The sequence below is a fragment of the Marisediminitalea sp. genome (assembly GCF_984433645.1).
In genome coordinates, this window is sequence record NZ_CFIDRX010000014.1 from 33,085 (window position 1) to 44,657 (window position 11,573).

Consider the following 11,573-nt stretch of genomic DNA (forward strand, 5'->3'; position numbering starts at 1 on the left):
AATTGTTTGTGCTTAACCCGGATTTTAAAAAGTGTGCTGCCAGACGAACTGCATTGGTAAAGAGTATTGTTCAACGGTGTGATGTTTAACACTGTACCTTGGAGGCGTTTAACGTGGTGTTTGTAGATACCGGTTTTGCAGGTGTAATGGCGTCCCCACCAGGAATCGAACCTGGATCTAAGCCTTAGGAGGGCCTTGTTTTATCCATTAAACTACAGGGACGAGATCGGTATCATAACCAGTCTGCCGCGCTATGTTAACTATCGTCCTGTCAATACGGGTTTATTTGCTGATTATTTGTACGTTGTAGTAATCTGACACACTACTCACGCTGTTTAAAAGGAAGTCGACATGATTAATTCACTGGCTCTGGAGTTACTCCCCATCCACGGAAAAGAAGACCAGCGTCTGCGAGTTATGGTCGACGGTAAACCCTTGTTATCCATGTTCGAGACCTATGAATCGCGCTTCACCGATACCATTGCCGGTGCCTATACAGACTGGCTAACCGTTGGCGATCTCAAGCTTCGAATGCTGAGCAGCGGAGAACGATTTATGCCATTGGCGTGTGACTGTGGAGAATGGGAGTGTTGGTTCGTTACCGGTGCCGTTCACATCAGTGATGGTTTCGTCAGTTGGCAGCATTGGCGAAATCCCTATCGGGATAAGCAAGTTAAACCATCCAACGAACACTGGTGTTATAAGGATTTTCCTTCAATCGTATTTGAGGAGTCACAATACAGAGCGACAATAGCCGACGCTATTGCCGCATTGTAGAACCGTTATCGTTTTGCCACAAAGTCATTAGGCTGAATATTACCCAGCAGGCTGTCGTCGCTGGCAGTGACTAACGCATTGTCAGCATAGGCTTCAACAACGGTTACCGTGACAGGGTGAATGCGGTATTGCAAGAACGTCTCTCCGCGGGGGTTATTGACCTCCTGAATTTGATACAACGCCAGTTCATCACCTACCATAACGCCGTGCTGGCGCCCTAACGACACTGACAGACTGTTGTTGGCAACAACCTGAATTACCCGCCCCGTTGCCGGCACACAGGCCAACGACAAATCAATATCGCTCTGCATTTGCTGGATTTGTTCTTGCAGTGATTGACCAAACGCACTTTGCCAGAAGGCATGCGTACTCGCGTCTAATTGTGCAAACTTATCGAATTCCCACGCAGCAGACATACTGTAAGTTTTAGAAAAGATCGGGGCGCCATTTACACCATCAATAAGTTCGGTCTTAAAGCGAAAGCTGCGGGTTGGCGCATTGTCTTTCCAGAATGCTAACGCTGAATGCTGCGGACGATGCACACTGATGTCTTCTATAACGCCAGTCAAAACAAATTGCGCCTGAGTTTGTGCTGCCAGTGCTGTGGCTTGAGCTCTCACCTGACGAGCTTGCCACCTAACAGTATACGGCTCAATCGTGCTTATCACACCGTATTGGGCTGTGGTGTCAAAGGCGTATTGCAGTTTTTGCGCAAGTTGCTGACCAATTTCCTGAATTTGCCCATCCTGAGTGTGCTGACGTTCCATTACGGGAAAATAACTGGTTGCAATGGTTTTGGTATAGCCGGCCGACGCGCAATGTTGGTCTGTGGGAAAAATATCGGCACGGACACGCACCGTCACGAAGTCGTCGTGCCAGGTTTCTGACACCAGTTGCAGCTCTTTTACTTCGCCTGAGGCAGAAATTTCCATGCGCTCGCTGTTAAGCAGGCCATTGGTTAGTTGCTGGACACTGGTTACTGATGCCCCGGCGAACAACATCGCCTGTCTCAATGCTTCCTGCGTGGCCTGTTGCTTGGCTTGTACCTTGTTGCCGTTAAGCACGGCCGCTTGCCCCTGAGTTTCAAACCAGGCGGCATAAGATTGCCCGCACAGGCAAGTAAACAGGCAGAATGCCGCCCATAAAGACCGGCTGACGCCCGCTGCAAAATTCGACTTATTGCACATATTCATACTCAATCGCTGCGTGTTACCTTCATCGTCGAAGCCTGTCAGTACTGGCTTCATACGTGTATACGGTGCATTTTCTGTGCTTCGTACACGGGTTATTCGACACAGACAGTGTCAATTTATACACACTGATAGCATTTTTTGTTCCGTATTTTACCTGGGCACGGTTATTGCGTAGTCATTGCCATTACGTTGGTCATTAAACGGTGCAATACATTATGATTTTTTCGCAAACGTCTACTCAGATTCTAAGGTCACTGGCTGTCGTTGTTGCAGTACTTATTGCAACAGGCTGCACGTCGATGTTCGACAAGCACGTAGAGTGGGAAACCGTTGAGCCAACGGAGTATCCGGTACTTACCGCAGTAGGTTATGCGCCTATCGGCTCGCAAATGGGCGTGAATGATGCGGAAAAAAATATCATGGCGATGAAAGCTTCCAAGCTGGATGCGTATCGCGAACTGGCCGAGCAGGTATACGGGCAGCGTATCAATGGCAAACAGTCACTGGCAAACATGGTGATCAATAATGCCCAGCTTCAGGCTTCCGTAGAAGGGGTGATCCGCGGAGCGAAAGTGGTGAAAGCCTATCCGGTAGGTGACGACACTTATGCAACCGAACTGCAGTTAGACATGCAGCAGGTATATAATATTTATTTGTCTACAGCACGCCCGCAGCGGGTGAAGAACGTGCGTTACTATTAATCGGCAGTGGTCGACAACTGAACCCCCATACCAAGTGAACTGAATCCGGTTATTTGCCCTTCTGTGCTGATGTGAGTTCGCTTGCTATAGTTATTCCGAACGATAAAAAAGGCCTTTGGAAAACCGGCCTCAACTAACGACGGAATTATCATGAGAACAGCACTACTGGCGGTCCCTTTTGCGATCGCGAGCTGTTGCAGCCTGATCGGTTGCAGTAGCACGACTTCAACTCCCTCTCAGTCTGCGAATCAATCCGCACAGGCAATCACCGTGGCGACAGCGGATAGCCTGCTTACCGACTTCCTGGACAAGGAATGGCAACGCTTCATTACCCAGAATCCTGAAATGGCCAGTTATTACCGATTAGGTGATGAGAAGCTTCACGGTCAATGGAGTGACTTGTCGATGGTCGCCATCCAGCGCCGTCACGAGGAAGACAAACAAGCGCTGTCCCGGTTATACGCTATAGACAAAAAGGCGCTTTCCGAACAGCAACAGCTGAATTACGACTTGTACAAGTGGCAACTAGAAATGGCCATCGATGAGCACCAGTTCCAGTCGTATTTAATGCAGGTTAATCAGCGAGGTGGGGTGCAAACCCTCGATAACTTTGCCAATTACGTTCCTCTGGAAAGCGTTGCCGATTACGAGCGCTGGCTAGCGCGATTAGAAGCTTTGCCAACGCTTGTTGAACAGACTACCGCATTGATGCAGTCAGGTATTGAAAAGGGCGTCATGCCGCCGCGTGAAACCTTGTCGAGAGTCTCAGGGCAGCTTGCCAAACAATTGGTCGACAATCCTGAAGACAGCCTGTTTTACAAGGCCTTCAAAACACTGCCTGACGCGTTTAGTGAGCAGGATAAACAGCGTTTGCGAAGCCGGGCCAAACAGGTGCTAGCCAGTCAGGTTATTCCCGCGTACCGCGAATTTACTACCTTCTTTAACGACACCTATTTGCCGGCGTGCCGGGACACCCATGGTTTGTCGGACATTCCTAAAGGCCGTGAATTTTATGAACACCTGGTTCGTTATTTCACTACCACAGCGCTGACACCGGATGAGATACATCAGATAGGCCTGCAGGAAGTGGCAAAAAACCGAGCTGCGATGATGGAGATTATCGACGAAGTTGGCTTCGACGGAGGGTTCGATGCGTTTATTCATTTCTTAAGAACGGATCCGCAATTTTATTATGAGACGCCTGAAGCCCTGTTTGATGCTTATTTAGCGGTGAGTAAGCGGCTGGATCCCGAGTTGGTAAAATTATTCGGGAAACTGCCGCGCATGCCGTATGGGTTAAAAGCCATACCTGACGCAGTAGCCCCAGATACAACAACCGCATATTACCAACCTCCGTCGGCCGATGGCCTCCGTGCTGGCTACTATTTTGTGAATCTTCACGAGCCCGGTACGCGGCCAAAATATGAAATGGAAGTACTCAGCGTGCACGAGGCTGTGCCGGGGCACCACTTACAAATTGCACTGCAAATGGAACTGGGGGATTTGCCCATGTTTCGCCGGTTACAGGGATTCACTGTATTCATAGAAGGGTGGGGCTTGTACAGCGAGCGGCTCGGCTATGAGATGGGCTTGTATCAGGATCCTTACTCGCGATTCGGTCAGCTTACTTATGACATGTGGCGAGCAGTGCGACTGGTCGTTGATACCGGTATTCATTACAAAGGTTGGACACGTCAGCAAGCCATTGACTACTTCACGCAAAATGCGGCAAAGAGCAAAGAAGATATCGTCAACGAAATTGACCGCTACATTACCATGCCGGGTCAGGCGCTGGCCTATAAAATCGGGCAACTCAAACTACTCGAATTGCGAGAGCAGGCGGAAATCACGCTCGGCGATAAGTTTGATATCCGGGATTTCCATGACGTGGTGTTAGGTTCGGGCTCAATTCCATTAAATGTGCTTGAAGCGAACGTACAGCAGTGGATTAGCGAACAGCAGTAAAAGGAAAGACAGGGGGCAGCCTGTTAAATCAGGCGCTCACGCCCTTGCCGGAAAAGCCGCCTTTTTTCTTACCGGCTTTGTCGTAGGTAAGCGATTCTTTGGCGCGTACTTCCATCATCAGGTTACGCAAATGTGCAAGCCGTAACTGACCTTGCTCGACAGCAACCTGATTAACTTCAGTACAGTACTGGCATTCGCTCAACAAGGTTTTAGCCTGTTCGACCAGTTCATTGAGCTCAGACGACAAAGGCGCTTCCTGTTGAAGCGCCTTTAATTGAGGGTTTACGGTTTCATCAAGGTGTTGGATATCTGACAGGAGCTGCTCTTTGTCTTTTAACAATGTCATGAGCGACTCGGCATCTCTGGAACTAATCAAATGCAATTCTTTTTCCAGCAGTGCTTTTAGCGCTGAGAGCTGTTCGATTTGCTTTGCCAGTTGTTCAGAGATTGTTGTAGTCATTGTGACCTGTTTTCTAAGACTTCAGCCCAAAAATTTCAGATTCCAACCGCGCGATTTTCTTCGCTAGCGATTGCGGATCAACCTTATACTCACCACTTTGAATGGCTTTCTTCAGTTTGTCGACCTTTTCTTGATTTACCGGCGCATCTGCGCTTTTCTTCTGCACCTGACTAAGCTGCTGCGCAGACTGCGTCAACGACACCGAGTCCTGACGGGGCGCGGTGGTTGCCTGTTGTGCCTGAGCAGTTGCCGCTTGTTTAGCTGCAGACTGATTCTGTTGGGTTTGCTGCTGCGTGTTGACTTTGTTATTGTCAACAGGCGCTTTGGGTAACCCATTGTTTACATTATTAATTGCCATAATTAATTTCCACTACCTTTGAAACCTCAGTATATATATCGGCCAAAGGCGGATTATCTTTAGATCTAATTACAACTAAATTCTGACTTGTGCTTTGCCAAGCATATCATAAATTTACAACGACTTCCTGCGTACTCGCGACTTCGGCGACGACTGTTTTTCTGGAGTTGCTGTTTTCGACTCTGATGGTGTCGCCAATCACACCATCCTGCTGAGCAATGCCGGATGTTTTAACTGCCATACCTGCGGCGCGAGCACTAATGGTAATTCTATCGCCTTTGCATACAAAACACAGCATATTGCTTTGCACGGGTTGGCCTTCCCGCACCCGGTATTTCAATCGCGCACCGACAACGGCATCTACTGAGGTGTAAGGCGTGTGGCGGAGTTGCTTTATGTCAACTTCGGCCAGCGTCACATTGCCGGCAGAAATAACCGTATTCGGACTAATCATACTTGCCGTCACGACAATTGTGCGGGTGCGGGTTACTTTGGCCGTGGTAAACAGGTACCAGTTATTGTCATTGCAACTCACTCTTACTGTCAGGTAGCTTTGCGTGAGGGTGGCGGAATCAACGTCATATTCAAACGGCAGGCTACAATCCGGAATCTTGATACGGCTGTCTACCGGTGTGACATCAATTAACAGATTGTCGGCAAATTCATCTGTTTGATTCGACTCAAGTTGCCGGGTAATAAACTGTTCTACGCCCAGCGCAATTTTTTCGTGTTGAGACACGGGGTTTTGTTGGGCAATTGCCTGAAAGTGAGCTATTGTGATAGCTGCAGTCAAGATGAATGCGATGTGAGTGCGTGTAAAAAAACTTTCAAATTTTTTCATGTTCAGATATTTTCATTTTGACTATTATTAAAGTAAATCAGCAAGTTTGATGATGAAAGAGCCTGAATGACAGGTTTTTGACACCGTCGTCAATAACACTAGGGCAGCAAAGTTTGTGCCCACATTTAATACTGAGGTGATGTATGTCTGGAATTTTGGATTCGGTTAATCAGCGCACGCAACTCGTCGGACAGAACCGACTGGAGTTGTTGCTGTTCCGCCTAAATGGCCGACAACGATTCGGAATAAACGTATTTAAAGTTCGTGAAGTACTGCAATGTCCTGCACTCACCTCAATGCCGAAGTTAAATCCGCTGGTGCGTGGTGTTGCTCACATCCGGGGGCAAACCATTTCAGTTATCGACCTGAGTATGGCAACCGGCGGCCGCCGCATAGAAGATTTATCAACCGCCTTTATTGTCATTGCTGAATACAACCGCTCTGTACAAGGCTTCCTGGTCGGGGCCGTTGAACGCATTATCAACACCAATTGGGATGCGATTATGCCGCCGCCTCAGGGTACTGGCCGCGCTAGCTACCTGACTGCGGTCACTGAGGTAGATAAAGAACTGGTTGAAATTCTCGATGTGGAAAAAATCCTCAACGAAATTTCGCCGCTGAATACGGACGTTAGCGCTGAGGTGGCCGATGCGCTGGACACAACAGCGTTTAAAGACAAGATTATTTTCATTGCGGATGACTCTTCTGTTGCCCGTAATCAGGTTAAACGTGCCCTGACAACCCTGGGTCTCGAAATCGAAATGGCAAAAAACGGCCTGGAAGCGCTTAACCGACTAAAAGAGATTGCTGCAGAAACTGGTGATGTCACCGATAAAGTCGGAGTACTGGTTTCCGATATCGAAATGCCGGAAATGGATGGGTATACCCTTACGGCTGAAATTAAGAACACCCCGGAACTGCAAAAACTACACGTAGTTCTGCATACGTCATTGAGTGGTGTGTTTAATCAGGCCATGGTAAAGAAAGTCGGTGCAGACGACTTTATCGCAAAATTCCACCCTGACGAATTGGCTTCAGCCGTACAAAAATGGCTCGGACCCACTGAATAAATTAACGGAGTACTAACCGATTGGTTAATAAGGATGTATCACCCGACGCTTACCGCCGTTTCAGGGAATTTCTTGAGCAGCAGTGCGGCATAGTACTGGGAGATAACAAGCAGTACCTTGTGCGAAGCCGACTGGCCGGGTTGTTGTACGAACATCAGCTGTCCAGTATGGATGAATTACTGGGGGTTGCTATCTCTGGTCATAATCGCAGCTTGCTACAGCAAGTCATCGACGCAATGACCACCAATGAGACGCTCTGGTTTCGAGACTCTTATCCCTTCGACCTGCTGATCAATCAGATATTACCTGAGCTGGCTACAAAACAACGTCGGTTGCGCATTTGGAGCGCGGCTTGCTCATCAGGGCAAGAGCCGTATTCCATTGGTATGTCTGTGTTGGAGTTTCAGCGCAAAAGTCCGGCGGCTAGGAGCCTCAGCGTAGAAATAGTCGCAACGGATCTGTCCAGCAATATGCTGAAAAAATGCGAACAAGGGCTATATGATGAGCTGTCGTTGTCGCGAGGCTTGTCGGCAGATCGTCGCCAGCGCTACTTTACACAGCATGAAAGCGGCATGATGCAGGTTAGCCCCGAAGTACGTCGCATGGTGAGCTTTCGCAGCCTGAACCTGCTGCACAGTTATAGCATGATGGGCAAATTCGATATCGTTTTTTGCCGTAACGTGCTGATTTACTTCTCTACCGAGATTAAACAAAAAATACTGCAACAAATTGCCGGACAATTACAACCAGGCGGCATCCTCTTCCTTGGTGCGTCTGAGTCGGTTGCCTCTGCGGCAGAGAGTTACCGCATGGTCAAATGTAATCCAGGTTTGTATTACGCTAAGAAAGACTAGTTAACTTGTTGTATTAAAAGTACTTTGTCTTTTTATCCTCTTCTTTGATATTTGTTGGCACTGCCCTTGCTTAGTCAAGACTAAGTATTAGGAGTAGTGCTCATGGCAATTAATCTAGACAAACTGACCGGCTTCCATCAACAGGCGTTGAATATTCGCAACGACAAAATGGAAGTGATCGCCGGTAACCTGGCGAACGCCAACACCCCAGGCTACAAAGCCCGAGGCATAGACTTCAAACAAGCTATGGCGTCGGCGCAATACAGCAGCGGTCAGAAAATGACACGTACTCACGAAAATCATATCAGCGGTGGCATGACCTCGTCGGCGGAAATCGGTTTCCGCATTCCGTCACAACCTGACACCGGAGACGGTAACACGGTGGAAGTGCAGCGCGAACGTAACGAATTCTTAGATACATCTATGCGTTATCAGGCCAGCATTCAGTTCCTGGATGGCAAAATTAAAGGCATGAAAAAAGCGCTTAGCGGTGGAGGACAAGGCTAATGAGTTTATTTGATGTTATGTCAATTTCTGCAACGGGTATGCATGCCGAGAGCGTTCGTCTGAATACCACAGCCAGTAACATTGCCAATGCCAATACAGTGAGTAGCAGCGAAGGTGATACATACCGGGCACGCCACGCTGTATTTGCTGCTGAGCTGCAGCGCGCTTCCGGTGAACAAATGAAAGGTACTGAAGTGAAAGTACTGGGCGTGGTAGAGAGCAATAAGCCGCTAAATGTCGAATATGCGCCAAACAACCCGTTAGCAGATGAAAATGGCTACATCTACAAGCCAAACGTCAACATCGTTGAAGAGATGGCAGATATGATGTCGGCGTCAAAAGCTTACGAAACCAATATTCAGGTAGCAGATACCACCAAACGCATCTTCCGTCGTGTAATGATGCTCGGCCAAGGCCAGTAATGGCAGGCCTTAAGAGGATAGTATTGTGAGTATAGTTAACACCACAACAGGCTTAACCGACAACTTGTACTGGCAGGAAGAAACGGTCCCGGTTGTCGATGGTTCCGAACAGTCACTGAGTCAGGAAGACTTCTTTGCCTTACTGACTGAGCAGCTGGCCAATCAGGATCCGACCAAGCCGGTAGACAACGATCAGATGGTGTCGCAAATGACCCAGTTCACCACGGCAGACGGTATCAGCAAGCTCAACGAAAAGTTTGAGACGTTCGCAACGTCAATGACCTCAAACCAGGCGCTACAGGCTTCCGGGTTAATTGGCCAGAATGTACTGGTCGAGAGCAACATCGGTCATATGGCCAGTGAAGGCGCGGGTTTAAGTGGTTTTGTGGTTAACGACCAAACTGTGCAGAACATGGAAATTACCATCACCAACCCTAACGGTGAAGTGGTACGCGTTATCAATGCTGGCACCCAGCCGGCAGGTAATATCGAATTTAATTGGGACGGCACTGACAGCAGCGGCAATATTATGCCGCCCGGCGACTACGTGGTCAGTGCAGCTGGTGAAGTTAACGGTGAGGGCGTGGCAATTTCTACCGCTATTCACCGTCACGTCAGCAGCGTTAGTCTGGCTAGCAGTAGTCAGGGAATTATTTTGAATTTAGAAGGTGATGTCAGCATTAATCTCAGTGACGTCATTCAAATCGGCAGTTAGTAGGAGAAAGAACTCATGTCTTTTAATATTGCATTAAGTGGCGTATCTGCCGCACAGAAAGATTTGGACACCACCGCCAATAACATTGCAAACGTCAACACGGTAGGTTTTAAAGAGTCACGTGCAGAATTTGGTGATGTGTACGCAGCCTCTTTGTTGGCTGGCGGTAAAACCAAAGTGGGTGACGGGGTACTGACACAAGAAGTCGCGCAGCAATTTACCCAAGGTAGTTTGCAATTTACCAATACCGCACTGGATTTGGCAATTACCGGTAATGGTTTCTTTGCCACCGTGCCTGAAATCACCTCTCGTGATTTTTCATTTACGCGTGCCGGTCAGTTTAAACTGGACTCAGATAACTTTGTGGTAAACAGCGCGGGTGACAACCTGGTGGGTTTCCCGGTTAACTCTGACGGCACAAGTGCGTCAGTGGCGTTAAGTACAACTGTACCCGTGCGTATTCCTGATTCATCGGGCAACCCACAACAAACGTCTGAAGTGGATATTCGAATGAACCTGCCGGCAGGCGACGGAGCGCTGGATCCAGCTAATTTTGATCCGGAGGATCCATTAACGTATAACGCCGCAACATCTGTGACCGTTTATGATTCTTTGGGTGACAGCCATGTTATGACCTACTACTTTATCAAGGACAATGCGGTAGGGACCGACAACGAGTGGTACGTTGTTGCTGCGGTAGACGACACCCTGGTTGATATGGTGAATTCGGATGGCACGAATTCGGACCCGACAACAGCGGTTAACAGCGCTGGTACAAACACGGGTAATGGTGTGACTGCCGCGAAACTGATCTTCAGTCAGGGCGGGGAGTTTTCTGGTATCGAATCACCCGACGGCATTGCACAATCAAACCTGAAAATTCAAACCGAAGCCCTTGGCGGCACGATTCTGGCGAATGGCTCAGATCCAACGCAGCAAATCTCTATAGACTTCAACCTTGACCCGAATGGCGCGACTCCGAATGAACCGACGCAGTTTGCCTCTGCATTCGAGGTAACGTCACTGGAACAGGATGGTTTGCCAGTTGGTCGTCTGACCGGCATCGATATCGGTCCTGACGGTCTGGTGCGTGCTACATTCTCAAACGGTACATCAGAGCCAATTGTACGAGTTGCGCTGGTGCGTTTCTCAAACGAACAGGGTCTGACACAGGAAAGCAATACCCAGTGGAAAGAGAGTATTTTGTCGGGTGAAGCGCTTGCCGGTGAAGCGACTACCGGTACATTTGGTGAAATCAACTCATCAGCACTGGAACAGGCAAACGTAAACCTGACCACTGAGCTGATTGACCTGATTATTGCTCAGCGTAACTTCCAGGCTAACTCGCGATCCTTGGAAGTTAACAACCAGCTTAACCAGACTATTCTGAACATCCGATAAGCCTTCGGCATTTCCCTAAAGGGCTGCAACTGCAGCCCTTTTCTTTTATCTCGTTTGTTTTGGCACTTTTGGCATTGCCTTTGCACATTCACTGTTAAGTGTAAATAAAGCGTCAAAAGGCAGTCATGGACAAATTACTCTATATCGCCAGCAGTGGGGCCAATCAGGACCTGGTTGCAACGTCTTTGCGCGCCAATAACCTGGCAAACGCACAGACAAACGGCTTTAAAGCGCAGCTCGAACAGGCCCGATCTATGCCGGTATACGGCGAAGGTTTGCCGACCCGGGTGTTTGCCATGACCGAAAGCC

At 48.6% G+C, this 11,573-nt stretch carries 14 protein-coding genes and 1 tRNA gene; 10 read left to right on the forward strand and 5 right to left on the reverse strand.

Features of this window, described 5'->3' with window-relative positions:
• Positions 1 to 147 precede the first annotated feature (147 nt).
• Positions 148 to 222 (reverse strand) — tRNA-Arg (locus tag AC4MRN_RS03555).
• A 129-nt stretch (positions 223 to 351) separates the two neighbouring features.
• On the opposite strand from AC4MRN_RS03555, the gene AC4MRN_RS03560 reads away from it, so the two are divergent.
• Positions 352 to 777 carry a hypothetical protein gene (locus AC4MRN_RS03560; RefSeq protein ID WP_155015499.1) on the forward strand — a complete coding sequence of 142 codons (426 nt, stop codon included), beginning with the start codon at positions 352 to 354 and terminating at the stop codon, positions 775 to 777.
• 5 nt (positions 778 to 782) lie between these two features.
• Here AC4MRN_RS03560 and AC4MRN_RS03565 read toward each other — a convergent pair whose 3' ends face one another.
• Entirely contained in the window at positions 783 to 2,024 is a 1,242-nt protein-coding gene (locus AC4MRN_RS03565; RefSeq protein WP_491202535.1) for a flagellar assembly protein T N-terminal domain-containing protein, read from the reverse strand.
• Positions 2,025 to 2,269: 245 nt separating this feature from the next.
• On the opposite strand from AC4MRN_RS03565, the gene AC4MRN_RS03570 reads away from it, so the two are divergent.
• Together AC4MRN_RS03570 and AC4MRN_RS03575 are read left to right on the forward strand one after the other, a co-directional pair.
• Positions 2,270 to 2,671, forward strand: coding sequence for an LPP20 family lipoprotein (locus AC4MRN_RS03570; RefSeq protein ID WP_084526338.1), 402 nt, complete (start codon positions 2,270 to 2,272; stop codon positions 2,669 to 2,671).
• Between the two features lie 150 nt (positions 2,672 to 2,821).
• Positions 2,822 to 4,636, forward strand: a complete 1,815-nt coding sequence (locus AC4MRN_RS03575) for a DUF885 domain-containing protein (protein ID WP_491202536.1) — start codon at positions 2,822 to 2,824, stop codon at positions 4,634 to 4,636.
• A gap of 28 nt (positions 4,637 to 4,664) precedes the next feature.
• On the opposite strand, the gene flgN is transcribed toward AC4MRN_RS03575, so the two are convergent.
• The 3 genes from flgN to flgA form a co-directional block, all read right to left on the reverse strand.
• Positions 4,665 to 5,096 carry a flagellar export chaperone FlgN gene (flgN, locus tag AC4MRN_RS03580; protein WP_155015496.1) on the reverse strand — a complete coding sequence of 144 codons (432 nt, stop codon included), beginning with the start codon at positions 5,094 to 5,096 and terminating at the stop codon, positions 4,665 to 4,667.
• A 13-nt stretch (positions 5,097 to 5,109) separates the two neighbouring features.
• The gene (flgM, locus tag AC4MRN_RS03585) at positions 5,110 to 5,454 is read right to left on the reverse strand and encodes a flagellar biosynthesis anti-sigma factor FlgM (RefSeq protein ID WP_155015495.1); all 345 of its coding nucleotides are present in this window, start codon (positions 5,452 to 5,454) and stop codon (positions 5,110 to 5,112) included.
• A 106-nt stretch (positions 5,455 to 5,560) separates the two neighbouring features.
• Positions 5,561 to 6,193 carry a flagellar basal body P-ring formation chaperone FlgA gene (flgA, locus tag AC4MRN_RS03590; RefSeq protein ID WP_370240186.1) on the reverse strand — a complete coding sequence of 211 codons (633 nt, stop codon included), beginning with the start codon at positions 6,191 to 6,193 and terminating at the stop codon, positions 5,561 to 5,563.
• Between the two features lie 245 nt (positions 6,194 to 6,438).
• Here flgA and AC4MRN_RS03595 point away from each other — a divergent pair, with 245 nt between their 5' ends.
• The 7 genes from AC4MRN_RS03595 to AC4MRN_RS03625 form a co-directional block, all read left to right on the forward strand.
• Entirely contained in the window at positions 6,439 to 7,365 is a 927-nt protein-coding gene (locus tag AC4MRN_RS03595) for a chemotaxis protein CheV (RefSeq protein ID WP_073319245.1), read from the forward strand.
• A gap of 20 nt (positions 7,366 to 7,385) precedes the next feature.
• Complete coding sequence (locus AC4MRN_RS03600; RefSeq protein WP_491202537.1) at positions 7,386 to 8,219, forward strand: CheR family methyltransferase; 834 nt, start codon at positions 7,386 to 7,388, stop codon at positions 8,217 to 8,219.
• 102 nt (positions 8,220 to 8,321) lie between these two features.
• The gene (gene flgB, locus AC4MRN_RS03605; RefSeq protein WP_073319241.1) at positions 8,322 to 8,726 is read left to right on the forward strand and encodes a flagellar basal body rod protein FlgB; all 405 of its coding nucleotides are present in this window, start codon (positions 8,322 to 8,324) and stop codon (positions 8,724 to 8,726) included.
• The gene (gene flgC / locus AC4MRN_RS03610) at positions 8,726 to 9,148 is read left to right on the forward strand and encodes a flagellar basal body rod protein FlgC (protein WP_073319239.1); all 423 of its coding nucleotides are present in this window, start codon (positions 8,726 to 8,728) and stop codon (positions 9,146 to 9,148) included. Before flgB ends, flgC begins: the two co-directional genes overlap by 1 nt.
• 31 nt (positions 9,149 to 9,179) lie before the next feature.
• Complete coding sequence (flgD, locus tag AC4MRN_RS03615; protein ID WP_487964636.1) at positions 9,180 to 9,863, forward strand: flagellar hook assembly protein FlgD; 684 nt, start codon at positions 9,180 to 9,182, stop codon at positions 9,861 to 9,863.
• A 15-nt stretch (positions 9,864 to 9,878) separates the two neighbouring features.
• Positions 9,879 to 11,264 (forward strand): flagellar hook protein FlgE, encoded by a 1,386-nt coding sequence (gene flgE, locus AC4MRN_RS03620; RefSeq protein WP_073319236.1) that lies wholly within the window; start codon positions 9,879 to 9,881, stop codon positions 11,262 to 11,264.
• A 125-nt stretch (positions 11,265 to 11,389) separates the two neighbouring features.
• On the forward strand, positions 11,390 to 11,573 hold a 184-nt coding region (locus AC4MRN_RS03625), incomplete at its 3' end, for a flagellar basal body protein (protein ID WP_491202538.1).